Here is a 24799-nt window from a genome sequence, read left to right on the forward strand (position 1 = left end):
AATATTCGCACGTCAATATCGAACTTTCAATATTCAGTTTAAGAAATTATGCTTAACAAAATTTGTGTATACTGCGGATCAAGTCCCGGGCGCAGACCAGTATATACAGAACAGGCGCAAAATTTGGGATGGTTGTTTGCCCGGCAAAAAATAGAACTTATTTATGGGGGCGCCAGCGTTGGAGTAATGGGCAAACTTGCAGATGCTGTTTTAGAAAACGGTGGGAATGTTACAGGGATCATCCCTGAAAATTTAGTTAACAAAGAGGTTGCTCATAATGGTCTCACAGACTTGCAGGTAGTGGATTCTATGCATGAACGAAAATCGCGGATGGCAGAACTTGCAGGAGGATTTATAGCGCTGCCCGGTGGGATGGGCACGGTAGAAGAGCTGTTTGAAATGCTTACGTGGGGACAGCTTGGTCTCCACCGGAAACCAGTCGGACTTTTGAATATCAACGGTTATTTTGATCATCTTTCTGCTTTTATGGATCATGCCGTTTCCGAGCATTTTATAAAGCCTGATCATCGTGAAATGCTTTTAATAGAAAAGGATCCTGAAGCTTTGTTAACGCGATTTAAAACTTATGAATCTCCCATAGTAGAGAAATGGATAAATCGTCAGGATACCTGAGAATGTGAGTTATCAGCATCTCTTTTTTAAATTCACGCCCTCCGATGTTTCGGAGGATTCCACAGGGGCAGGCCCCGTGGAATGCTACGTAGTAGCCCTCCGTAGGAGGATTCCACAAGGGCAGGAGTGGGTAAAAATAGAACAGAAAATCATTCTTAGGATTATTTAAACCTAACCGCTGAACACGTTAGTATAAGCAAGATATTTGGGTATGTTTCTATATTTTTTAGCTATCTTTTCCCTTCTTTTTCTTGTGATAGTACCGTTTGGCTTTCACATTACTGCCGCAGTTTTCCATGCTGCACCATTTCCGGCTTTTGTTCTTGCTTTGATCCAGGAATAACCACCCGCACGCCCCGCACTCTTTGACCCGGTCCAGCATATCTGAAGTCAGTAGATCATAGGCTGACTTAATCACTGGATAAAGTGGATATCGAAGATCTGTTTTGCTTTTCCATTTCTGGTGCACTTCCAGGTTTTCTTCCACCTTCAACTCAATCTGTTCCATAGCTCTTGCGAGCAGGTTATTGAATTTAGACTGTGTGTCTGGATCGGGAGGATTATTTTGGGCAACCGCAAGAAAAAAATCATAGAGCATGCTGCGTGTCTCCTTTGCAGTCTTAACTATGTTTTTTGACTCTTCACGATTTTGTGCAGCGGCCGATTCCAGTTCTGCTTTTTCTCCGGTCGTTAACGTTTCTACCTTGACGGACCAGTCGAGTAGTGCACTATAATCCGGTAAGTAGTCGAAAGGCACTTCTGCCGTTCGGTCGTGAACCGTGTTTATAAAATCCAGACAAAGCCAGCCCCCATCGAGAGGCAGTGTATCAATTGAGCGCTCCTGCATGTATTAAAAAATTTATGATTAACTGTTAAAAATTATTCTCTGGTGGCAAAATAGGTAGCCCAGGCGTTAACGCCTGGGCTATAGAGCTTTTCATTAAAATATAACTATTTACCATCAAAATAAATTTTGGTGGTAAAAATTTGTTCACTATATTTTTACTAGTTAAATAAGTTTTGATAGTAAAAATAATAGATAACAAGAGGAGACAGTCTTATGATAGCAAGAATCTGGCACGGAGTAGTTCCCAAAGAAAAGGCTGATGTCTACTACAACTACCTGAAGGAGACCGGTCTTAATGATTACAAAAAGGCCAAAGGAAATTTAGGACTGAAGGTATTGCGGAAGGATGACAAACAACATACTCACTACCTGCTGATTACCTGGTGGGATTCATACAGATCGATCAAGGATTTTGCCGGGGATAAATATGAGAAAGCCCGTTATTATCCCAAAGATGAAGAATATCTGTTGGAGCTGGAGCCCTTTGTTGATCACTACAAAGTATTGGAGGATAGCTGATATGCTGGAGAATATAATAAAACAGCTTAATCTGGTCTACGACGGAGACCCTTGGTATGGCCAATCTGTCAGAGACGGAATTGCATCGGTGGATCCGGCATACATTTTTAAGTCACCGGGTAACGGTATGCATTTTATTGCTGAGCTGACCGTTCATATAATCGGCTGGAGGGAATTTGCGGGAGGTCGATTGAGTGGTGAAACGGAATATCTTCCCGAGCAGGAACAGACCTTCGATTGGGAATTGTATTCGAATGAGCAGAAAAATGTTTGGCATATTCTGAAAGAGCGTCTCGATGACAGCCAACGAAACCTGTTAGAACTGCTCGGTCGACATGACGATTCACTGCTATTGCAGCAGGTAGCAGGAAAACCCTACACATATAGTTATCTCCTGAATGGTATAATACAGCACGACATCTATCACCTCGGACAGATCATCTACATAAGTAAACTGTTCGACAGAAAAAGTAAGAAATTACCTGAAACAGGGTTCCTAAAATACAGCTATCAAATATTCCCCTACGAAATTCTGGCTCAAAACAAGTAAGAGCTTTAAACACAGAGTCTTTAAACTATTTGAGCAACTAATAAGTTTAGTTAACAGAACTCATTTAGCGGGTGAAAAATTACTTATAAGTCATTCCGGATCCGATTAATCGGGTGAGGGATCTCAAGCCTATTAGAAGTGATTTTCTACAATTGCGGAAAGCTCCCCGGGATGACATACCATATATTCTATCTTAATTACTATGCCTCTAACAAATGACGGGGAATTCTGTTATGAAGCCTACTACAAACATTGTCTCATATTTACTGTTTTTAAAAGAGTTAGACAGCTTATTGCAAGGAGTTGGTGTTTCTTACTGCCGGGAACAAATTTTTGCCGGAGTTGAGAAAAAAGAGAATAGGAGCAGACGATCATCAACAAAAGATGACACTCCACAAGTGGGACGCGTTATTTTGTATATGGAAGAGCATCTCACCGAAGATATTTCTCTGGAGGAGCTGGCAAATGAAGCGGGACTCAGCAAATATCAGCTTATTCGTCGCTTTTCCAGTGAAAAAGGTATTACCCCCTGGAGATTCCTGATACAAAAGCGGATCAAAAAAGCCAAAAAACTACTGGAGAAAGGGATAGCTCCGGGACAGGTTGCTGTGGAAACAGGTTTTTATGATCAAAGTCACCTGAACAAACTTTTTCGGGAAGAGGCAGGGCAAACGCCTAAGGAATATCAGGAAGAACTTTTTAGAAATCGGAATTAAAGAAACATTCAGGAATGTAGAAATCAGAATCTGTAAACATAAAAATCTTATTCTGGCACCTGGCTTCTCCTTTTGTCTGCAATATTTTACAATACTTAGTTTTGCGAGCCCCTTATGTTTTTAAAGATCACCTTTAAATGTAAGAGAATTTATTATGGAACCTGACAAACACCCTTCGATACAGAAAACCATAGCCGACCGCCTGTTCAAATCGCGCATCGTCATAATTAATGGTGAGATAACGCAAGAACTGGTGGGGAATGTTGCCGGCCAGCTGTTGGCTCTTGCTTCAGAATCAAATGATCCGATCACCCTGTTTATTCACTCGCAGGGTGGACATGTGGATTCGGGACATGCCATCTACGACGCCATTCGCTTTATCGATGCCCGTGTCCGAATGGTAGGCAACGGGTGGGTAGCCAGTGCAGGTGCTTTAATTTACGTTTCAGTACCTGCAAAAGACCGTTATTCTCTGCCGAATACCCGCTTTTTGCTGCATCAGCCGTCTGGTGGCGTGCAGGGGAGTGGAAGCGATATCGCCATAGAGGCTGAAGAAATTGTGCGGATGCGCCAGCGTTTGAATCAGATTCTTGCCGATGCTACCGGTAAGCCGTTAGAACAGATCCAGCGAGATACCCAGCGTAACTTTTGGCTCACAGCAGAAGAGGCCAAGGAATACGGATTAGTCGGCTCTATTATAGAACGGATTTCTGAAGTAGAATAAGGAGATATCCCGTTAAATTTCAGGGATTTTGGTCCCATGCATCAACTGTACCTATAACATATTGCGGAGTATTCTCCTCAATCGCCCGAATGGTGCCTTCCGAAACTTCACGATTCGTTAGCCACCGTAATGAAGATCCGCTTTTTTTATAACCCAGAAAAATCTCCCGGTATCGTTCAGGATAATATTTTCGCCATTTTGAACGACTCATTTTCAGTGGATTGACTGTCGAACTTCCCCACAGTTGGTATACTTTTGTTTTGGGATGGTGAGAGAGCAAAAACTCTCTCACCTCATCCGAAAACCGGCGGCCGGTATCATGGATCCATAAAACAGCCAGATCGATATGAACAAACATATCTGCCGTCTTTTTGACTTTGACCAGGGCTTTCTCTGAATCCCGATAATCCTGAGAAATTGTCCAGATTCTTCCTCTCTTGTTGGGGTATTCCTCTTTGAGAGCTTTTAGTCGATCTTTGTTGCGGGCCAGAACAGAAACGATATTTCCCTGTTCAATAAAATGAGTAGTAACACCCCGTAACATTCCAGTTCCACCGATGATGAGTATATGTTTCAGGTTAAACATAGTGCTGGATGATTAGTTTAAAGGTTAGCACAACTTTTTCGTGGCCGTGACCGGTTTCCATCTGTCGGTGTACATCAGCTTCATGCGGATGAATATTTCCGTTACGAAAGGTCATGGGTATGGGATGTGATTTTCTTTTTGAGCGAAGCGCTGTCTTCATCAGGATGAATTTTGGCGGTCTCGGTAGAGGTAAAGGCTAGAATAGGGCGGCGAAGCAGGAGAAAAGTTCCAGCCAGTGAAATCAACAGAATGCCGGTTGTCCAGAACATGGTTTCAAGGCTGAAAGCTTCTACCATTGGCTGGCTTACAAATGGGGATATAAACTGTCCCAGGAAGATGGCAGTTGTAAATCCCGAAACAGCTCTGCCGCGAATGGCTACCGGTGTCTCAGATGTGAGCCATAGGTTTAGGTTGGGATATAAAAGTCCCATACCGAGCCCACAGAAAGCAAGCCCCGCCACGACAGTTGAAAATGTTGATGCCATTCCGATCAGCAAGTATCCTGATCCTATCAATCCAAAAGTGAGGCCAAGAATGGGGACATACCCCAACCGGGATTTAATCTTGCCATAAGACAATGAGGTAAACATCCCGAACAATGTAGATACTGCGATAGCCATACCGCTTGCCGATGGGCTGGTGCCGATCTGCGTTTCCAGGTAAAAAGGAATTTGCAGCGGGACAAAGTAGAATACTGTAGAACCCAAAAGTAATGTACTGTAAATGAATCCCAGCAGTTTCCAGGGAAAAGTTATTTTTGGTTTTGCCGGATTAAAATTTTGATTATCCGGTTGCTCGATATCTGGTTTTGGCAGTGCAAAAAGGGCCAGGGGTACGAGTAAGAATGCAAAGAAATAGACAGCAAAGGGCCACCGCCAGCTTTCTTCAGCCAGAAAGCCTCCTGCTGCCAGAAAAATAATTCCTCCAAAACTCATGAATGCTGCCTGCCATCCCATAAATTTTGCACGTTCGCTGCCTTCGTAATAATCTGCAATCAGGGTGGTGGCGGTAGTCATCAATCCCGCTACGGCAACTCCCAGCAGGGCACGTCCGGCTAAAATGGCTCCCAGCGAATCCAGGTAGAGTCCGGAGCTGCCCGCCGCAGCATAAAGTACAAGTCCCGGAATGAGCAGCTTTTTGCGTCCCCAGCGGTCGGTAATTGCACCGGCGATGGGAGCCGCAAGTACAATAAATAGTGCAGGAACAGTGAGTAGCAATCGGACCAGGAAGTCTGCGCTCTCTACGCTGGTAAAGTAGTTGTTAATGGCAGGCAGGGCAGGAGCGATGGTTGCTCCCGACATTACGGTGAGACTGCTCACCAACAGCAGCGTCATCTTGGTTGAAAAACTATTTTTGTTCATTTGGCTTTTATTCTAACGTGAGTTCGATATTAATTTCAATTTCAAACGTTTTTTGACACCTTTTTTATCAGGATGCATTTCCCCTCGAGAGGAAAGTCGCCGTCTCGCTATAGATTTCATGGTAAACTCCCCGTTCTGCCGCAGAGAAGATTGTAAAAAAGCGACCTTCATTTGCAGCAGGAATCAACCTATTATTTTGCCCCCAACACCATACCCGCTTTGGGCTGTTTCATGTATTCGAACATTTGCAAACTTTTTTACGTGCTCATCTTTTTCTGTGATATAAAACTCGCTTATTGATTCTGTAAGCTGCTCAATCAGCTGAGATTTTTGGTTTTGGTTGAGATCATTTTGAGGAATCGTTACTTGTATTGTAGGCATAACGTTAGTTTTTAAGTTTTATAATGATGATGGTTAAATAGGCTGTTTATTATGTTCAGTCTCAATCAGTTGAGATAATTTTTCATCGAGGTCTTTTCCTTTCGGGAGGGACAGCAGGAATGTATCTTCAAGCACTTCCCTGATCCCCTCCGCTGTTTTGAGATACTGCTTTTGCGTTCCACCGTTGGTATAGTGAATTGAGAATCGGTTGTCGCGCAGTACATAGCGCCGACCGGGCTCCGGACGTGCGGCTATGAGTCCCGTGACAAAATGTGACTCCGGGTGATTCGACAGGTACCAACTGGTGACTTCATAATCCGGCCGAAAATTCTCCTGCAAATCAAATTGATAGACATCTTTCCATTCATCTCTGACCAGCGTCTGCATGAGATATTCTTCGCCTTTTTGGATCAGACGATATGGCTCGTGCGGTGTTTTCTGTGCGATATCGGTTTTAAGCTGCAAGGGAGCAGTAAGCGTCTGTCCGCCGAAACCCACATCGGCAATATACTTTTGGCTATCAACATCGATAAGGAGCAGCATATGTCCGCGTGAAGTTATTTCATCCTCCTCTTTATTCCAGCGGATGCGTGCTGCCAGTCCCTTTGCGTCAAATCCCATTGATCGAAGTACATCACGAAACAAGAGATTCTGTTCAAAACAGTAGCCGCCTCTTTTGTTGCGGATCATTTTCTGCTCCAATGATGGAGTATCCAGCTTTACCTCGATTCCCAGGAAGGGATTGAGGTTTTCAAAGGGGATACGTTCCGTATGTTTTCGATGAAGGATTTTCAGAGTCTCCAGCGTGCCAGACTCCGGTCCCTCATATCCGATGCGTTCAAAATACTTGTCCAGATCAACGAAAGAACTCATGCGACCTCCTCTTTGTGTTGCTGTTCTGCGATTTTCTTTTGATGCAGGGCGTCGGCGAACCAGAGAAATTCATCCAGGAAGTTCTCTGTCGATTCTACGATTTTTTCATTTTGTGGCTCGTGCGATTCATTGAACGCGTTGTGTACCCGGGGTATCAGCAAATTCAGCGGCATCGGATAGGCTCCTATGCCCAGGATGATCTGCTGCAGGTGAGTAGAGGCATTAATCCCGCCGAAACTTCCGGCCGATGCAGCCACAACTCCGATAGGTTTCTTCTGAAATTCACTCCAGTAATAGTCGATTGCATTTTTAAGAACTCCTGAAATGCTACTGTGATATTCCGGTGTTACAAGCAACAAAGCATCGGCCTTGTTAAGCCGCTTGCCGATTTTTACCGCATTTTCTGGCGGATCGGGATGATGTCTCACCCGTTCTTTAAGTACCGGCAGTGGCTCTTCCGCCAGATCAATGAGATCGCTTTCGATATTACGATTTTCCAGTTTCTTTTTGAGGTAGTAAGCAGCTTTGTGGGTTTGACGTCCCATTCGTACGCTGCCCAAGAGGATTGCTATTTTCATAATGGTAGTTTTATTCCTTCAACTTTTCTGATTGATAGATTCGTGATGAAAAGCAACAGTAGTATATCTCAAAATTTTATCCCATGAGTTTTCTTTGGATTTACTGTATTTTTCTTCCACAGCTTCCCAATCCATTACATTCCAAAATGCTTCGATATAGTCGGCGCGGTTGTTCTGATAATTGAGATAATAGGCATGCTCCCAGAGATCAAGTCCGAGGATGGGAATTCCCTGAATATCGGCTATATACATCAGAGGATTATCCTGGTTGGGAGTTGATGTGACAGCCAGCTGATTATTTTCTCTGCTGACAACCAGCCATACCCATCCCGAGCCGAAATGGGAAGCTGCAATCTGTGAGAAGATATCTTTGAAGGAGGCAAACGAGCTGAAAGATTTATCTATAGCATTGGCCAGCTTTCCGTCGGGTTCTTCTTTGCCGTTCGGATTCAAAATCTCCCAAAACAGACTGTGGTTATAATGTCCGCCGCCATTGTTGCGTATTGCTGTCGGAAGCTCCGAAGCTGATGAGAGGATTTCTTCAATAGATTTACTTTCGTATTCAGTATCTTTGATAGCATCATTAAACTTATTTACATATCCCTGATGGTGACGGGAATGATGGATCTCCATTGTCTGTGCATCAATGAAGGGCTCCAGGGCATCGTACTCGAATGAAAGTGTAGGTAACTGGTGAGTCATAGTTTTTGAGTATTTGTTCTTGTTCATCCGCTAATCTAAAGATTCTTCACAATAAACAAAATAAACACTTTGTTTATTAGGTTATTTATTATTTATGGAGCAGATAGAAAATTTCAAACAGCGATCAAGGCTTAAAAAGGATGGTCATGTTTGACTTTAGAAGGGAATTATTTATTATAAAAGGATTTGCTAATTAAATGCTTTGTTTATTATGAAAAATAAATTGCCGGATCGGGAACGTGCAGTATCTATCCTTAAAACAGAGGGACCGAAATCGGTAAAAAATTTGGCCGATGAGATGGAGGTTACAACGGAAGGAGCACGGTTTCATTTGTTGAAGCTGGAAAAGGAGGGATTGGTGAAGTCCGAATCCGTTGCCGAGGGACGGGGACGTCCTAAGCAGATCTGGTCGCTGACGCAAAAAGGGCACGACCGTTTTCCTGATGCGCATGCGGATTTGACGGCAAATCTAATTGATATGATGCGCGAAACACTGGGCCAAACTGCTGTGGATGATGTGATCGGAACACATGAAAAGAAAACATTATCTCGTTACAAGAGAGAGTTGGAGGAAGCGGAAGACCTGGAAGAACGGGTGGCAAAGCTAACGGAAATCCGCAGCCGGGAGGGATATATGGCAGAATACGAAAAAGATGAAGAGGGGTTTATCCTCGTGGAAAATCACTGTCCCATTTGTACGGCTGCCAAAGCCTGTCAGGGATTTTGCCGGGCAGAGCTGAATATTTTCCGGGAAGTGTTGGGAGACGAAGCAAAGGTTGAGCGGACAGAACATATCATCAAAGGAGCCAGGCGATGTGCCTATCGGATATATCAAAAATAAAAGCCCTCACACCGCCAGGGGCAGATGCAAGGGCTTTTTAAGAGTACCGCGTACGGGATTCGAACCCGTGCTACCGCCGTGAAAGGGCGGCGTCCTAAACCCCTAGACGAACGCGGCATTTTAGAATAGAACACAGATAATGCGGATAGAGCAGATGACCACAGAAAACTTTTAATCTGCGAAAATCTGTACGATTCGTGCCATCTGCGTTCTATAAACTGAGGCGACGGGCGGATTCGAACCGCCGTAGGAGGTTTTGCAGACCTCTGCCTAGCCACTCGGCCACGTCGCCAAAATATGTTGTGCTCTGTACGCCCGACAGGAGTCGAACCTGTAACCTACTCCTTAGAAGGGAGTTGCTCTATCCAGTTGAGCTACGGGCGCTCGTATGTGAATGTAGAATCATGAATGAGTAATTCAAAATTCAACGCCCGAATATCCATAACTCAACATTCATCAGGCTAATGAGTCGGGGAGACTGGATTTGAACCAGCGACCCTTCGCTCCCAAAGCGAATGCGCTACCTGACTGCGCCACTCCCCGTAAGGTCGATCAATATCAATACATAAAAGAAAAATGAGGATTAATGTTCTGCTTTATTATCAGAAGCAAAACATCAGCTCCCTGTCTTTCAGAAAGATGTCAAATATAAGAGACTTAAAGTCTCAAATCAATTCGAAAAGCTAAGGAATTTCACTCCCAAATCTTAGTCCACCATTCGCTTATAAACCCGATACCATAGGCAATGAGCTGAATAAATGAGGCGGCAGAACTAAGTAATCCGATGTATATATCCCGATTTTTGATGGAGGAGTGAATAGAAATGAGAGCAAAAAAAATTACGAAAGGTATAAGCAGTAGATTGAAGAGGCTCATGTTCCAGAAGGGGAGGGTGATGAAAAAGAGCATTCCAAGCGTAAATAGTGCGGGCAGGGTGTGAACGGGTTTGATTTCCGATGGATGAAACCGGCTGATATTTATCCGGGCACGCCCAAAAAAATGAAGCTGATTAAAAAACTGCTTTAAATTTGTGCGTCGTTTGTGATATACATACGCATCGGGAATAAGTCCGATGTTGAACCCCTGCTTCTTAATGCGGATACTGAACTCGATATCTTCTCCCATTCTGGTAATGCGATACCCACCAGTCTGTTCGTAAACTTCTCTGGAAATCCCCATATTAAAACTGCGGGGATGAAAGGTGCCGATCTGTTGTTTATTTCCCCTGATACCGCCTGTCGTAAGGGGGGAGGTCATGGCATAACTGATCGCTTTCTGAACGGGGGTAAAGCTCTCGTGATCTCGGTCGGGACCGCCGTAAGCGTCCAGTTTGTGCTCCTGCAGATAGTTGTTGATTGTCTCAAAGTAGTGGGGAGGAATCAGGCAGTCAGAGTCAAAGACAACAAAATAGTCGCCGTTGGCTCGTTCAAAGCCATAATTTCTGCTGAACCCCTGGCCCGAGTTCTCCTTTGCATAATATTTGATATCAAGTGTGCCACTGTACTTCTCTGTGACGTGTTTGCAGGATTCCTCGGAACCATCTTCTATGATCAATGTTTCAAAGTCTGTATAGGTTTGTTTGGTAAGACTATTCAGAAGCTCATCTACTTCTTGGGGACGATTGTAAACAGGAATTATAACCGAAAAAAACATGACTGATTTCTAAATTTTGGATAGGCCAAATCTACAAAATAATATCACAGAATTATAGCCGATGCAGATGAAACTCTGACAAAAAATTCCGTTCTTTAGTCTTCGAAATTTTAACAGGCGCAATAACTTACATCATTTATGGGTGCTAGAATTTACCAGATTATCATTTTTCTTTTGCTTCCTTCTGTAGCAATTAGCCAATCATTAAATGCCACGACTACACAGGGGACTTCCGATAATAATCCGTCCACTTTTTTATTAGAAGATGGAGAGATCAGGATAGGTTCTGATGCTTTCCAATTTTTAGCTAATAATAGATCCATTACCCGGTATGAGGATTTTGGAATTTCTCCCGATGGCTCAGTGATTGCTGTATTAAAACGTGTAGATGGAGAGGCAGAAATTGATCTGTTCAATTCTGCGGGTGACTCACTAAACAGCTATTCAGCAAAAACCTTGGGATCTGACGACCCTTCGCTTGGCATTTTTGCTCTAAATAATGGAAATGTCATTCTGCGAGATAATATCACAAACTTCACCTTTTATGATACATTTGGTCAGCTACTAACCAGCATGTCCAGCAGTAGTCAGACTGAAGAGGGGGAAGCGATTGCAGAACTGACAATGGGTCAAAACGGAGAAACGATTGTAGTTTATAATCCCCGGATAAAACGTACGGGAAAGCTGGGATCTAAAGCGCAGGTTATGATGGCAAATTATGAGTTCCGGAATATTTATCGCAATACGAATCGCTATTTGAAAGAGCTGAACGTTTCTGATGATGGCAATTTTGTTACTGCTGTTACAGCGCAGGATGGTACGGATGATCAGGTGCTGATTATGGATCGATATGGTAACGAACTGAACAGCATAACGACCGATGAAAACCTGAGCGGTGTAACGTTGTCAGCTGATAACAATTATATCACGTTGTATTCAGCAGGACGTGCGGTAGTTTATTCTGTGGATGGAGATCGCATTGGGGCCTCAAGTACTCGTTCGCCTGTATTTCTGGCCGATTATTTTCCCGGGGATAATGTGCTATTATTTGTGATGGGCAATTACTCAGAAAACAGCGGAATATTAAATAACGTTGAATTTCGAGCGGTTAACATCCAGCAGCGTCAAATTGCAAGTGAAGATTTTACAGGTGGTGCTTTGGGTTTTACGGATGAAATTCAGCCTCGTCTCGTGCGAACCTCAGCCGGAGAATATCAGCTGATAGGGGGAAGCAAAGAAGTAATTATACAGGCTAATTTTTAAATAAAGAAAATAACCACAGAGAGCACAGAGGATTACACAGCGGACGGGAGATATTAGCGCAGGTTATCATAGTTGATGTCATCTACCTGTCCTGAGTGAATCGGGGAGCGTAGTGAGGAGTATAGTGACGAACACAGTCGAAGAATCTCCCTGAAGAGGGTCGCGTAGAATCTATAAAGGATATAAGGATTACGTTCTCGGATACTAATTCAATCGTCTGCCACAAGCATTATCTCATTCAGTCACTCCGCATCTATTTTTAGAGACGAGTCACACGTTTTATTAGTAGCGCGGGAATTAATTCCCGCGCTAGTGATAAAAGCACTCTCTGAGCTATTACCCACGGATGAATCCGTGGCTAGGAATTTTTTGTAAAAGCTCACTTAAAGTGAGCTTCGGTTTGCTTCTTAGCCTGATGATTTATCTTCAGGCTTTAGGGCAACCTACTTTTGCGCTACACCTAATTGTGCAAGCGTCCGCTTGTACCAGACTAATGCTTTACGAGAGAAAAGGCATTAATCCATCAGGTGATTGTCTTCCTATGATTTTTGTATGACCTGAAAATAACGTCGCACGAGACCTGTACGACTAACGGAAGACGTGGAAACTTGTCTTGTATGACAGGAACTTTACTTGATTTTAAGGGAGCTCTGCTCCCGTTGTTGTTGACCGATTGGGAGTGCAAGTAAGAAATCTCATCCCAAACTTTTACTTTTTTACCCACGGATGAATCCGTGGGCTAAAAATCTACAAAGCTCACTTAAAGTGAGCTTCGGTTTTTTGCTTCTTAGCCTGATGATTTATCTCCAGGCTTTTAGCGGAGCATCATTTCGTAGAGTAGATCGCCATCGAAATAATATTGTGCCTAAAATAAAAAAGGCCACCGAGAAGGTGGCCTTTCCTAATAAATTTGTGTTTCGTATTAAGCTTTGGCCTCAGATTTAGACTCTTCGCTTTTTGATCCTGAATCCGAATCGTCATCATCCTCGCTTTCCCGCGCAGCCTTAAGCTGCTCATCGCTGGTCTCAACTTCTGTGGTCTCTTCTGTATCTGACCAGTCGAATAGCAGTCCGTCACGAGATTTATTCATCTTTATTTTGATCTCTGAGCCTTCCGGATGATCGGCTTCAAGAAGTTCTTCAGCGAGTGGCTCTTCAACATATTTCTGGATCGCACGTTTTAACGGACGAGCGCCATACTTCTGATCGAAGCCTTTCTCACTCAAGAAATCTTTAGCACCTTTCGTGACTTCAACTTCATATCCGAGACTTCGGATACGCTGGAACAGATCATCAGACAGCAGGTCGATAATCTGGAAGATATCTTCTTTCTCCAGAGCACGGAAGGTGATAACATCATCAATCCGGTTCAGGAATTCAGGATTGAATACTTTCTTCAGTGCATCCTGAATAGTGGATTTCATCTTCTCGTAGTCAAACTCATTTTCTTCTGAGCTAAAACCGATTCCCTGACCCAGGTTGCGGATATCCCGCGCACCAATGTTTGAAGTCATGATAATAATCGTATTGCGGAAATCCACTTTACGTCCCAGACTGTCGGTAAGAATACCGTCGTCGAGAACTTGCAACAGAATGTTGAATACATCAGGGTGCGCTTTCTCAATTTCATCGAGCAGCACAACGCTGTACGGTTTACGGCGTACCTTCTCGGTCAGCATACCGCCTTCTTCATATCCTACATAGCCCGGAGGTGCACCTACCAGACGTGAGACAGAGAATTTCTCCATATACTCACTCATGTCGATGCGAATCAGGGCCTCTTCTTTATCGAAGAGATATTGGGCCAGCACTTTGGCCATCTCGGTCTTACCAACACCAGTAGGACCCAAGAAGATAAACGAGCCAATCGGGCGTGTAGGATCTTTGAGTCCCGCTCGTGTCCGCTTGATCGCTTTAGTAAGCTTAACAATAGCTTCGTTCTGGCCGATGACCTGCTTAGACAGCTCTTCTTTCATTTTCACCAGCTTCTTGCTTTCGCTCTGGCTGATTTTGCTGACCGGAACACCGCTCATCATACCTACAACTTGAGCAACGTCATCTTCGTGGACATCGTAAATGATCTCTTCAGACTCTTTCTCCCACTCTTTCTGGGCCTGTTCGAGTTCTTCCGTAAGTCTCTTTTCTTTGTCACGGAGCCGGGCAGCCTCTTCAAAACGCTGCTTCTTCACCATTCCGTTTTTCTCATTGCTGGTTTTTTCGATTTGTTCTTCCAGATCAATGATATGTTGCGGCACGTGAATGTTTGAGAGATGTACGCGAGCACCGGCTTCGTCAAGAGCATCAATAGCTTTATCCGGCAAGAAATGATCCGTCACATAACGGTCAGTGAGTTCTACACAAGCTTTAATGGCTTCTTCCGAATAGTTGACGCTGTGGTGCGATTCATACTTGTCTTTAATTTGAGACAGAATATCGATGGTTTCCTCTGGCGTTGTCGGGTCGACCATGATTTTCTGGAATCGACGCTCAAGCGCACCGTCTTTTTCGATATGCTGTCTATATTCATTAAGCGTTGTGGCGCCAATAGCCTGAACTTCACCACGAGCAAGAGCCGGCTTCAACATATTTGAAGCATCGAGCGAGCCGCTTGCTCCACCGGCGCCGACGATTGTATGAAGCTCATCGATGAACAGGATCACATTTTGAGTTTTCTCAAGTTCACCCATTACAGCTTTCATACGCTCTTCGAACTGGCCCCGATACTTGGTACCGGCTACCAGTGCGGCAAGGTCTAACTGGATAACGCGCTTATCATAGAGTACACGCGATACCTTTCGTTCGACGATTCTTGAAGCCAATCCTTCTGCAATGGCTGTTTTACCAACTCCCGGCTCACCAATGAGCACCGGGTTATTTTTCTTGCGCCGGCTCAGTACCTGAGCAACGCGTTCAATCTCCTTTTCTCGACCGATAATAGGATCGAGCTTTCCTTCCTCGGCCAGTTCCGTAAGATCCCGGCCAAAATTATCGAGTACTGGTGTTTTTGATTTTTCCATTTTCTTTTCTCTAGAACTTCCGGACGATTTTGAACTACCTTTGGATGAAGAAAGACTGGCGGAAACAGATCGTGAATCCTGTCCTTCATCATCAGAAGATTTTCCTGAAATAATAAGGTCTAATTCTTCCCGCACGGCGTCGTACGAGACATTGAATTGTTGCAATATCTGTGCGGCAATATTTTCGTCATCCCGCAGCAATGATAAAAGCAGATGTTCTGTGCCAATAGTATCACTCTTGTAGAGCTTGGCTTCCAGATAGGTTATACGGAGTACTTTCTCAGCTTGTTTGGTGAGAGGTATATTCCCCACTTTAACTGATCCGCCTGTACCGCGAACCGTATCTTCTACTGTCTTTTTTAGTTTAAAAAGATCACAATTTAGATTTTTCAAAATTTTAACAGCTACGCCCTCTCCAAGGCGGACAATGCCAAGGATCAAATGCTCTGTGCCAATATAATCATGGCCCAGACGCAGGGCTTCTTCGCGACTGAATTGGATGACATCTCGAACTTTGCTAGAGAAATTACCCTCCATAAAAACGAACCTTCAGGTTTTGAGTTATTTTGTCAATCGTTAAAACGAGTGACTCGAATATTTAGTTCATATTCTTTAACGAAAGTAGTACTGGCTTAGTGCAAAAGCAAACTAAAACAAGTGTGAAACTCTTTAAAAAATTCTAAAGAGCACATAACGTTGCTCGGGTTTCTGGTACTTACATGCAAGCCAAGCATGTAACTAAATTGTTATCGGCTATTTTTCTAAGGCCTTTAAACAATAAAATGATAGTTAGTGATCCGACTATTCAGATAAAAATTTATAATAATCGCAATCCTCTGTGCATAAAAATACGAAGATAGGCTCTTGATTTCTAATCTTCAGAAAATTTAGAAGAGAGATGATCCAGTCATTTCCTCCGGCTGCGGGAGCCCCATCAATTTAAGGAGTGTGGGAGCAACATCTGCTAAAATGCCATCCCGCAGTTTCTGTGCCTCAGCCTCATTTAGAATTATTGCCGGAACGGGTGCTGAGGTGTGAGCTGTATGCGGACTTCCATCGTCATTAACCAGGCGATCAGCGTTTCCGTGGTCAGAGATAATCAAGATTTTATAATCATGATCTGTAGCGGTCTCCACAATTTGTTTCAATTTCTGATCGATTGTTTCGACAGCTTCAATTGTAGCTTCCATATCGCCGGTATGACCCACCATATCAAGATTGGCAAAATTAAGTACACACAGATGATGCTTCTCGGTCATCAGTTGAGCACACAGAGCATCGGTCACTTCCGGTGCACTCATCTCAGGCTGCAGATCATAAGTGGCGACCTTGGGACTGGGAATTAATATACGTTGTTCCCCTTTGAATGGTGTTTCTTCACCGCCATTAAAGAAATAGGTGACGTGAGGATATTTTTCTGTTTCAGCGATCCGAAGTTGCTTTAAACCATTTTTACTGACTATTTCTCCCAGCGTATTCTTTAGTTCTAAGGGTGGGTAAGCTACATCTACATGATCAAAAGTATCATCATACGATGTGAACGTGGTGTAGTGGAGATTCAGATCCTTTTCAACTTCAAACTTATCAAATTCAGGCTCTGTAAAGGCACGTGTTATTTGGCGCGCCCGATCTCCCCGTATATTATAAAAGATGATGACATCATTTTTTTGGATGCGGGAGTCAGGTGAGGAGTCAATCAGTTTGGGTTTAACAAATTCGTCAGTCACCTCTTCATCATAAGATGATCGGAGAGCTTGCTCCGGATCATCGAACTTTTCACCCTTTCCATTAACCAGAAGTTCATAAGCAAGCTGAGTACGATCCCACCGATTGTCACGATCCATGGCGTAATAGCGCCCGACAATCGAGGCAATTTTTCCAGCTCCGATATCATCTGCTTTCTTTTTGAACTCCTTCATATAGTCTACCCCCCCGTGCGGAGAGGTATCGCGTCCGTCAGTAAAAGCGTGCACATACGTGTTAGGAATGTTTGCTTTTTTGGCAAACCGAAGCAGAGCAAAAAGATGGTTATTGTGGCTGTGGACTCCTCCATCCGAAAAAAGACCCATGATATGAATGCGGCCATTCTGCCTGGCTTTATCAAAAGCAGCAGTCAAAGCTTTATTACTAAAAAAACTTTCATCTTCAATGGCCTTGTTTACCCGCGTCAGTTCCTGGGGGACAATACGGCCTGCTCCAATATTCAGATGTCCGACTTCTGAATTTCCGAACTGCCCCTCGGGAAGACCTACATCTGTGGCCTTTGCTGATAGCTGGGAATGGGGATACTTTTCAAAAAGTGAATCAATAAACGGCTTATGCGCTTTATCTATCGCACTGACTTCGGGATTCTCTGCAATCCCATATCCATCGAGTATAACTAGAAGTGCCTTCGAGTATGGATCAGACAAAGCGGAAGCAGCCTTTTATAAATTATTTACGTGGTTGGCCAATTTAGATTTTTTACGGGCAGCATAATTTTTATGGATCAGATCTTTGGCTGCCAATTTATCTAAATATGAACTTGCTTCTTTAAAGATTTCTTCAGCTTCTTCCTTGTCGGTCGTCTCAAGTGTCTTCTTGATCATTGTCTTCATTTTTGACCGTTGCGCCTGGTTTCGCTGGCGGCGCTTCTCATTTTGTCGTACACGTTTTATTGCTGATTGATGTCGTGGCATAGATTTCTAAGTATTCTTATCAGTTCTTGAAATTAATTTGTATCTTCTTCGCCGTTTCAGAAAGACCCAAAAGTTAAAATTTCTGGATGTGTTAAACAAGAAATCATTGAAAAATTAGTAAAAGAAGGGTAAGTTGGGAGACTTTCAAATATGATTATAGTTATCGATGGGCCGGCAGGCTCGGGAAAAAGCTCGACAGCACGAGCTGTTGCTGACCGGCTGCAAATTGAATATCTCGATTCCGGGGCGCTTTATCGAACGGCGGCGCTTATATATATAGAGGCGAATCGAGATACAGAACAGTTCTTTCGTTTATTGGATCAGAAAGAGATCTCTTTCTACTATGAAGATCAACAATTCCATGTTGCTGTTGATGGCGATTTGGTGACTGATGCGATTCGTTCTTCAGAAGTTGCCGGCTGTGTAAGTGATATAGCAGCAATGCCGCGCGTACGGGCTTTTGTGAATAACCTGATGCGGGGTGTCGTCCTCGATGGTGTATATATTGCTGAAGGCCGGGATCTGGGTACGGCTGTGTTCCCCGATGCTGATTTGAAGTTTTATATGTCAGCCAACTTAGATGAACGGGCTCGCAGAAGATTCAATCAACGTAAAATGAATAACCCCGCATTAACGTTGAAAGAAGTGAAGCAAAATATTAAAGAAAGAGATCGGAAAGATTCCAGGCGTCAAACCGATCCATTGAAAAAAGCGGAAGATGCAATTGAAATTGATACAACGAATTTGACTTTCGAACAGCAAGTAAATCAAATTTGTTCGAAAGTGAAACAACACATGAAAGACTAAGTAACAACTAGAACTAAAATCTTAACTCAATCCCATCCGTCAGCTGATGGATGCGGTAATTTTAACTAAAAACTGATAATGACCGAAGAACTAAAACAAGAACAAAATACTAACCAAAATAACGAAGAAGAACAGACTACAGCTACTGAAGCCACCGATACTGAAACTGAAGAGGCTCCGGAAGAATCTGTTATTGATGCTACCTCGGAAGAAGAAGTACGAGTAGAACCTGAAGAAGAAGAGGTGGCTACCTTCACCGGAGATGTCGATGAAGATGTAACCTATACTTATGATCAGCTGCAGGCTGCATCGGAAGATTATTCCGATGAGGAGTTTCACAAGCTTGCAGATATGTATGAAGATACGCTCAATGAAATTGAAGAGAAGGAAATAGTTACGGGGCGTGTTGTTTCTGTTGATGAAGACTATGTTGTTGTAGATATCGGATTCAAATCCGAAGGCATGGTGCAAACCAATGAATTTCCTGACGAAGTTGTGGAAAACCTGCAGCCGGGTGATGAAGTTGATGTTTTCCTGGATCAGGTTGAAGACCAGGAAGGACAGTTAATTCTTTCGCGACGCAAGGCTGACATACTGCATGCATGGGAGACTATCGAACGTGCTGCTGAAACTGGCGAAATTGTAGAAGGATATATCAAGCGTCGGATTAAGGGTGGTATGGTTGCCGATATTATGGGTATTGATGCATTTCTGCCCGGATCACAAATTGACGTACGTCCCGTTCGAGATTTTGATGCATATGTAGGCAAGACAATGGAATTTCAGGTTGTAAAACTGAATATGTCTGCCGAAAACGTGGTTGTCTCGCACCGTGCGCTTATTGAGTCTGATCTAGAAGAGCAGCGTGAAGAGATTCTCGAAACGATCGAAGAAGGTCAGGTGCTCGAAGGCATTGTCAAAAATATTACCGATTTCGGTGTGTTTATCGATCTCGGTGGTGTCGACGGCCTGCTGCACATTACGGACCTTTCATGGGGACGTGTGGAACATCCCGAAGAGATTGTCTCATTGGATCAGCGGCTTAATGTTGCGGTTATTGATTTTGATGAAGAGACCAAGCGCGTTTCGCTCGGACTCAAACAACTGCAGCCGCATCCATGGAACGAAATCGATCTCAAGTATCCTGAAAATATCAAGGTGCAGGGTCGCGTAGTTTCTATTGCTGATTACGGAGCCTTTATTGAACTCGAAAAAGGTGTTGAAGGACTTATCCACATCAGCGAGATGTCGTGGACACAACATATCAAGCATCCGTCGCAGCTCGTCAACAAGGATGATATCATCGACTGCGTGGTGCTGAATGTGAACGAGCCGGAGAAGAAAATTTCGCTCGGTGTCAAACAGCTCGAGAAAGATCCCTGGGAAGACATCGACGAGCGTTATCCCGTCGGTTCTAAGCATACAGGAACCGTTCGCAATCTCACCAACTTCGGTGTGTTTGTTGAACTCGAACCAGGCATTGACGGACTCATCCACATTTCTGACCTAAGTTGGACAGAGAAGATCAACCATCCGAACGAGGTTATCGATAAAGATGAGGAGATCGAAGTGGTAATTCTGGCGATCGACTTTGAAAACCGTCGGATTACACTGGGTCACAAGCAGATTGAAGATAATCCGTGGGAGCAGTTTGCTGAAGAATACAGCGGAACCAACCAGGTAGAAGGTGAAGTCTCTAAAACTACCGAGAAAGGTGTTTTCGTTAAGCTTCCTTATGAATTGGAAGGCTTTATTCCTGCAAGTAAAACAGAAGCCGGCGGTGAACCTCAAGAAAACTTTGAAGAAGGGGATACCGTTGAAGCTTATGTTATTGAGCTGGATGAAAGCAATAAAAACATTACGCTCAGTCAACGTGAGCAGGATGTGAAGAAAGCCAAAGAACCCAAGGAAAAGAAAAGCCGAGGAGGTGGTAAGCAAGAGCCTACTCCACAGACAGGCACTCCTACACTGGGTGAAATGTCAGGTCTTGCTGATCTTAAAAAAGAGATGGCTGATAAAGAAAAGGCAGCTCGAAACCTCAAGAAGAAAGCCGAAGAGGTAGAAAAAGAAGAAGAGGAGAATGATGATGAGCAGGAATAAATAGCTGCTCCGCTTTTACATTTCTCAATTCAAAGGCTCAGAGATTATCTCTGAGCCTTTTTTATTTGAGGATTATTTTGAAATAATCTGTATCAATTGCACAATGTTCCGCCTGAAGATGAATCATCAGGCTAAGAAGCAAAACCTAAAGCTCACTTCAAGTGAGCTTTCACAAAACATTCCCAGCCCACGGATTCATCCGTGGGATAAGATTGATCCCGAAAAATTATCTCTGATCTCCTCTATTTAAATCAAAAATATTCCGGTTGGTTTTTTGATGCTTTAATGAAAGATGTATCATCTCTTAAGCCTGCTTGTCTCTTGGGCAGAGAGAGATAGGAAGATTATTTATCTCCGCCTGAAGATGAATCATCAGGCTAAGGAGGAAACCACGAAGCTCACTTCAAGTGAGCTTTTATAAAAACTTTTAGCCCACGGATTCACCCGTGGGTGATGGTTGAAACACTATTCCGTACTGTAGCAGGTGCTTGATATAAAAGAAAAAGACAACTAATCCTCGTCGAACATCTGGGTTTGATGTCCGACGAGTAAACAGGCTAAAATTTACGGCACTTGAATTGTTGACATCACCTTGTCGATCAGATCTTCGGAGGTGATATTTTCTGCTTCAGCCTCAAAAGTAGGGATGATCCGATGTCGCAGCACATCCATTGCAATGAAGCGAACGTCTTCGGGCGTTACATAAGCCCGATGCTCCATATAGGCATGAGCCCGTGCTGCCAGATTGAGATTGATCGATGCACGCGGCGAAGCTCCGAAATTAATAAGGTCCGCCAGATCTTTCAGATTGTATTGTTCTGGGTCGCGTGTAGCGAAAACAAGATCAATAATATACTGTTCAACTTTCTCATCTATATATATGTCATTGATAACCTTCCGTGCCTCCAGAATTTTTTCGGTCTTGATAACCGGCTCCAGCTCTTTTTTGGCACCTGTTTTAGCCATTCGGCGCATAATCTCTAGCTCTTCACTCTCGCTGGGATAATCGATCTTTATCTTCATCATAAAGCGATCGACCTGGGCTTCAGGCAGGGGATAGGTTCCTTCTTGCTCCACAGGATTCTGTGTAGCCAGTGCAAGAAACGGATCGTCAAGCGGATAGGTTTCTTCACCAATGGTAACTTGCTGTTCCTGCATCGCTTCGAGCAGGGCACTTTGCACTTTAGCCGGTGATCGGTTGATCTCATCAGCCAAAATAATATTGGCAAAAATCGGACCTTTTTTGACGGTAAACTCCGCCTCTTTTTGATTATAAATTAACGTTCCGACTAAGTCAGCAGGCAGTAAGTCAGGTGTAAATTGCAACCGCTGAAATTTTGTATCAATAACTTTGGCCAGCGAAGAAACCGTTAGCGTTTTAGCCAGCCCCGGTACACCTTCCAAAAGCACATGACCGTCTGCAAGCAAACCAATCAGCAGTCGATCGATCATATAGCGTTGGCCGACAATTACTTTATTTAATTCGTCATAAATATCTTCAATAAATGCACTGGATTCTTCAATTTTTTCACCCAATGCTTCCATATCTACCGAAGTGGAGGTTGTGGCCATAACAAGAGAATATTATTGATTCAAAATTTTAAGCAAATAAATACTGTTTTCTACGCAAAAATAAAAAGCTAACGTTAATAAATGGAATTTACAGATTCTTTTCTATTGCCCGTTGTTTTCGGAATTACTTGTTAAGGATAATAACATCATAAAAGAGGTATTATTTTGTTGCTGAAGATATGGTGTAATTTCTAAATTGCTATACTTTTTTAGTTACAAATGGATGGAAAAAAAATCGGATTTTCCTTGGAAGATTTAAATGGTTTTGAGTCAACTCTTTTTAGGTAAATATTCGGGCCGGCTTTATTGAAGCTCTGGATAGTATGAAAGAAACCCTTCAGATCTTACGTGAACTAAGCCGATGTCGAGTGAGTGATACTCTTTTTTACTCCGTCGTAATCCCGGACTTGATCCGGCATCTCGCGCGGCAGGATAGGTAAAGCTGGCAAAACCTTTCGAACAGCGTTAAATATTTGGCACAAAATCCACCTCCTTTGGCTTCAGCAGACAATTCTTAAGCCGGGGCAAACCTGGAAATAAGTACACAAAAAGTCCACTCCCGGGAGGTCGGGTGGGGTGGGTTCAAACAAAGTTATCAAGACTAGACAAAAACCGCTAATCCCTTCGGTCTTAGCAAAGCTCCGATGCTTCGGAATGAGTTTTACTGCACCGCTGCCTGTCCCGACTTTTTTGGGCTCATTCAAAAGGTGCAAAAAAAGATTCTTCTCTCGTTCCGTACCTCTGGTGCGGAACGCATGACAGACGCACCTGCGTCTGCTTCATGGTTTCTTTGAAAACGTTACTTGGCCCGATTGATCGCCATCTTTGCTAAAATCATATAATTCCCGCCTACGTTGCTATGAACCCCTGAAGTCATTACCAGAAAAATTCCTTAGGAATAAGAGTAGAGTTACGACTTCACGGTTTAATAAGTAGGGGGTCCGGGGCGAATCGGGGAAAGATACTTCAGCATAATGATTAATGTGGAATAGCTATTCCCGGTTTTCTTGTTTTAGCCAGTACAAAATCTGCGATTCCCCCGGGAGTTTTTGGTTCATTCCAGTGATTTTCTGGTCCCGACTGCTGTCGGCGGTTTGCTCACAAAAAATGAACAATGAAATCTGAATGAGCTGCGCCGAAGTTGGTTAGCCGGTAAGTTTTACCGCACAGTTGCTTGTCCCGAATTATTTCGGGTCTCATTCAAAAGGTTCGAAAAAGATCTGTAGTTAGAACAAAATCTGCTATTCCTAACGGTGACATCTTTGATTCGTTCCAAAAGATTTTCGGAAGACACTGAATAAACTTTTCAGCTGTCCGGTAAGTAATTTTAGGAGATTGCAAAGAGGAGAAATAATAAAGTACGGTTATTTGATTAGCGGATAAACACAAGATAAAACCTGCAATCAAGATCAGAAACAAATTAGTAATTTCTGTTGATGAGGTTTTTAAATTTATCTACCTTTGAAGCCACTTAAAAGAACAGATAGATATGATAACTTATTTATTCATTTTCTTAGCCGTACTATCCGTGGCATCAGCATTGGCCATGGTTATTAGCAAAAATACTGTCAACAGTGCCTTGTTTCTGGTGCTAAACATGATTGCTCTAGCTGGATTATTCCTGCTTTTAAAAGCACAATTTTTGGCGATAATTCAGATTTTGATATATGCCGGTGCAATAATGGTGCTGTTTTTATTTGTGATTATGTTGTTGAATCTGGAGGATGAAGAAAGTCTGTTCAACAAATTTCGCATCAAATATTTTGTGGCTTTCTTGCTGGGAGTCGGAGTTTTCTCACAGATTTTATACAGCTTGGGGAGCTTCTCAGACACCTTGCCGACAATTTCACCTGAAATGGCAGAGGTAGGAACTGTTGAAGCGGTTGGAGAAGTATTATTTACTGAATATCTGCTCCCATTCGAGCTTACGGCTATTTTACTAACGGCTGCCGTAGTAGGGGCCATTTTGATAGCGCAACATAAAATTACTAAAGAAACTGCAAATGATTAGTATAGATTGGTTTTTAGCGCTTAGTGCGCTTCTATTTTGTATTGGGATTATTGGCGTGCTTATTCGGAAAAACGCCATTGTCATTTTTATGTGTGTAGAGCTGATGCTCAACGCCGTCAACTTATCCCTGATCTCTTTTAGCAGTCATTACGGAAATATTGATGGGCAAATTCTTGTCTTCTTTTCTCTGGCAGTTGCCGCTGCAGAGGCTGTAGTAGGATTAGCTATTATCATAGCGATATTCAGAAATAATCTGTCGGTAGATATCTCTAAAATTAATCTCCTTCGCTGGTAATGCTGCCTAAAATATGCTGTTGTAAAATGGCTCTAAACAGCAATTCAAAACTTTACCTTGAATCACTTTTTTGTATCTTTGCCACTTAATAAT

Annotated in this window: 24 protein-coding genes and 4 tRNA genes; 11 read left to right on the top strand and 17 right to left on the bottom strand. The window is 43.2% G+C overall.

What is annotated here, in order from left to right; all coding sequences use genetic code 11:
• The first annotated feature begins 48 nt into the window (after positions 1 to 48).
• On the top strand, positions 49 to 633 hold the full coding sequence (locus ACT3ID_RS04295; RefSeq protein ID WP_491540757.1) for an LOG family protein: 585 nt from the start codon (positions 49 to 51) through the stop codon (positions 631 to 633).
• Positions 634 to 859: 226 nt separating this feature from the next.
• On the opposite strand, the gene ACT3ID_RS04300 is transcribed toward ACT3ID_RS04295, so the two are convergent.
• Positions 860 to 1480: a CGNR zinc finger domain-containing protein gene (locus ACT3ID_RS04300; protein ID WP_491540758.1), complete on the bottom strand. Its 621-nt coding sequence runs from the start codon at positions 1478 to 1480 to the stop codon at positions 860 to 862.
• 213 nt (positions 1481 to 1693) lie between these two features.
• Here ACT3ID_RS04300 and ACT3ID_RS04305 point away from each other — a divergent pair, with 213 nt between their 5' ends.
• The 4 genes from ACT3ID_RS04305 to ACT3ID_RS04320 all read left to right on the top strand — a co-directional run bounded on the left by ACT3ID_RS04305 (position 1694) and on the right by ACT3ID_RS04320 (position 3989).
• The gene (locus tag ACT3ID_RS04305) at positions 1694 to 1999 is read left to right on the top strand and encodes an antibiotic biosynthesis monooxygenase family protein (protein ID WP_491540759.1); all 306 of its coding nucleotides are present in this window, start codon (positions 1694 to 1696) and stop codon (positions 1997 to 1999) included.
• A 1-nt stretch (position 2000) separates the two neighbouring features.
• Positions 2001 to 2549, top strand: a complete 549-nt coding sequence (locus tag ACT3ID_RS04310) for a DinB family protein (protein WP_491540760.1) — start codon at positions 2001 to 2003, stop codon at positions 2547 to 2549.
• A 233-nt stretch (positions 2550 to 2782) separates the two neighbouring features.
• A complete protein-coding gene (locus ACT3ID_RS04315; protein WP_491540761.1) occupies positions 2783 to 3265 on the top strand; it encodes a helix-turn-helix domain-containing protein in 483 nt (160 codons plus the stop codon).
• A 154-nt stretch (positions 3266 to 3419) separates the two neighbouring features.
• On the top strand, positions 3420 to 3989 hold the full coding sequence (locus ACT3ID_RS04320; protein WP_491540762.1) for an ATP-dependent Clp protease proteolytic subunit: 570 nt from the start codon (positions 3420 to 3422) through the stop codon (positions 3987 to 3989).
• Between the two features lie 19 nt (positions 3990 to 4008).
• Here the strand turns inward: ACT3ID_RS04320 and ACT3ID_RS04325 are convergent, their stop codons facing one another.
• From ACT3ID_RS04325 to ACT3ID_RS04355, 7 genes are all read right to left on the bottom strand, one after another.
• Positions 4009 to 4575, bottom strand: a complete 567-nt coding sequence (locus ACT3ID_RS04325; RefSeq protein WP_491540763.1) for a Rossmann-fold NAD(P)-binding domain-containing protein — start codon at positions 4573 to 4575, stop codon at positions 4009 to 4011.
• Positions 4568 to 4690, bottom strand: coding sequence for a hypothetical protein (locus tag ACT3ID_RS04330; RefSeq protein ID WP_491540764.1), 123 nt, complete (start codon positions 4688 to 4690; stop codon positions 4568 to 4570). The genes ACT3ID_RS04325 and ACT3ID_RS04330 overlap by 8 nt, the downstream gene beginning before the upstream one ends.
• Entirely contained in the window at positions 4677 to 5936 is a 1260-nt protein-coding gene (locus ACT3ID_RS04335; RefSeq protein ID WP_491540765.1) for an MFS transporter, read from the bottom strand. Before ACT3ID_RS04335 ends, ACT3ID_RS04330 begins: the two co-directional genes overlap by 14 nt.
• A 183-nt stretch (positions 5937 to 6119) precedes the next feature.
• On the bottom strand, positions 6120 to 6317 hold the full coding sequence (locus ACT3ID_RS04340; protein WP_491540766.1) for a tautomerase family protein: 198 nt from the start codon (positions 6315 to 6317) through the stop codon (positions 6120 to 6122).
• A gap of 33 nt (positions 6318 to 6350) precedes the next feature.
• Positions 6351 to 7190 (bottom strand): arylamine N-acetyltransferase family protein, encoded by an 840-nt coding sequence (locus tag ACT3ID_RS04345; RefSeq protein WP_491540767.1) that lies wholly within the window; start codon positions 7188 to 7190, stop codon positions 6351 to 6353.
• Complete coding sequence (locus tag ACT3ID_RS04350) at positions 7187 to 7768, bottom strand: NADPH-dependent FMN reductase (RefSeq protein WP_491540768.1); 582 nt, start codon at positions 7766 to 7768, stop codon at positions 7187 to 7189. Before ACT3ID_RS04350 ends, ACT3ID_RS04345 begins: the two co-directional genes overlap by 4 nt.
• A gap of 18 nt (positions 7769 to 7786) precedes the next feature.
• Positions 7787 to 8497: a superoxide dismutase gene (locus ACT3ID_RS04355; RefSeq protein ID WP_491540769.1), complete on the bottom strand. Its 711-nt coding sequence runs from the start codon at positions 8495 to 8497 to the stop codon at positions 7787 to 7789.
• 184 nt (positions 8498 to 8681) lie between these two features.
• On the opposite strand from ACT3ID_RS04355, the gene ACT3ID_RS04360 reads away from it, so the two are divergent.
• On the top strand, positions 8682 to 9311 hold the full coding sequence (locus tag ACT3ID_RS04360) for a helix-turn-helix transcriptional regulator (RefSeq protein WP_491540770.1): 630 nt from the start codon (positions 8682 to 8684) through the stop codon (positions 9309 to 9311).
• A 44-nt stretch (positions 9312 to 9355) separates the two neighbouring features.
• Here the strand turns inward: ACT3ID_RS04360 and ACT3ID_RS04365 are convergent.
• The 5 genes from ACT3ID_RS04365 to ACT3ID_RS04385 all read right to left on the bottom strand — a co-directional run bounded on the left by ACT3ID_RS04365 (position 9356) and on the right by ACT3ID_RS04385 (position 10964).
• Positions 9356 to 9428: transfer RNA gene (locus ACT3ID_RS04365), tRNA-Glu, on the bottom strand.
• Between the two features lie 104 nt (positions 9429 to 9532).
• Positions 9533 to 9603, bottom strand: a tRNA-Cys gene (locus tag ACT3ID_RS04370).
• Between the two features lie 18 nt (positions 9604 to 9621).
• Positions 9622 to 9695, bottom strand: a tRNA-Arg gene (locus ACT3ID_RS04375).
• Positions 9696 to 9780: 85 nt separating this feature from the next.
• Positions 9781 to 9854: transfer RNA gene (locus tag ACT3ID_RS04380), tRNA-Pro, on the bottom strand.
• A 150-nt stretch (positions 9855 to 10004) separates the two neighbouring features.
• Positions 10005 to 10964, bottom strand: a complete 960-nt coding sequence (locus ACT3ID_RS04385) for a glycosyltransferase family 2 protein (protein WP_491540771.1) — start codon at positions 10962 to 10964, stop codon at positions 10005 to 10007.
• A 138-nt stretch (positions 10965 to 11102) separates the two neighbouring features.
• Here ACT3ID_RS04385 and ACT3ID_RS04390 point away from each other — a divergent pair, with 138 nt between their 5' ends.
• Positions 11103 to 12227 carry a hypothetical protein gene (locus tag ACT3ID_RS04390; protein WP_491540772.1) on the top strand — a complete coding sequence of 375 codons (1125 nt, stop codon included), beginning with the start codon at positions 11103 to 11105 and terminating at the stop codon, positions 12225 to 12227.
• Positions 12228 to 13149: 922 nt separating this feature from the next.
• Here ACT3ID_RS04390 and ACT3ID_RS04395 read toward each other — a convergent pair.
• From ACT3ID_RS04395 to rpsT, 3 genes are all read right to left on the bottom strand, one after another.
• Complete coding sequence (locus ACT3ID_RS04395) at positions 13150 to 15780, bottom strand: ATP-dependent Clp protease ATP-binding subunit (RefSeq protein WP_491540773.1); 2631 nt, start codon at positions 15778 to 15780, stop codon at positions 13150 to 13152.
• Positions 15781 to 16130: 350 nt separating this feature from the next.
• Positions 16131 to 17654, bottom strand: a complete 1524-nt coding sequence (gene gpmI, locus ACT3ID_RS04400; RefSeq protein ID WP_491540774.1) for a 2,3-bisphosphoglycerate-independent phosphoglycerate mutase — start codon at positions 17652 to 17654, stop codon at positions 16131 to 16133.
• Between the two features lie 15 nt (positions 17655 to 17669).
• A complete protein-coding gene (gene rpsT, locus ACT3ID_RS04405) occupies positions 17670 to 17921 on the bottom strand; it encodes a 30S ribosomal protein S20 (RefSeq protein ID WP_491540775.1) in 252 nt (83 codons plus the stop codon).
• Positions 17922 to 18071: 150 nt separating this feature from the next.
• Between rpsT and cmk the strand changes: the two genes are divergently transcribed.
• Positions 18072 to 18728, top strand: a complete 657-nt coding sequence (gene cmk / locus ACT3ID_RS04410) for a (d)CMP kinase (RefSeq protein WP_491540776.1) — start codon at positions 18072 to 18074, stop codon at positions 18726 to 18728.
• 78 nt (positions 18729 to 18806) lie between these two features.
• Positions 18807 to 20828: a 30S ribosomal protein S1 gene (gene rpsA, locus ACT3ID_RS04415; RefSeq protein WP_491540777.1), complete on the top strand. Its 2022-nt coding sequence runs from the start codon at positions 18807 to 18809 to the stop codon at positions 20826 to 20828.
• A gap of 564 nt (positions 20829 to 21392) precedes the next feature.
• Here the strand turns inward: rpsA and ACT3ID_RS04420 are convergent.
• Positions 21393 to 22400 carry an AAA family ATPase gene (locus ACT3ID_RS04420; RefSeq protein WP_491540778.1) on the bottom strand — a complete coding sequence of 336 codons (1008 nt, stop codon included), beginning with the start codon at positions 22398 to 22400 and terminating at the stop codon, positions 21393 to 21395.
• Between the two features lie 1489 nt (positions 22401 to 23889).
• Here ACT3ID_RS04420 and ACT3ID_RS04425 point away from each other — a divergent pair.
• Positions 23890 to 24411, top strand: coding sequence for an NADH-quinone oxidoreductase subunit J family protein (locus tag ACT3ID_RS04425; protein WP_491540779.1), 522 nt, complete (start codon positions 23890 to 23892; stop codon positions 24409 to 24411).
• Complete coding sequence (gene nuoK, locus ACT3ID_RS04430; protein ID WP_491540780.1) at positions 24404 to 24706, top strand: NADH-quinone oxidoreductase subunit NuoK; 303 nt, start codon at positions 24404 to 24406, stop codon at positions 24704 to 24706. Before ACT3ID_RS04425 ends, nuoK begins: the two co-directional genes overlap by 8 nt.
• Positions 24707 to 24799 lie beyond the last annotated feature (93 nt).

It is taken from the genome of Fodinibius sp. GM108, assembly GCF_058386985.1.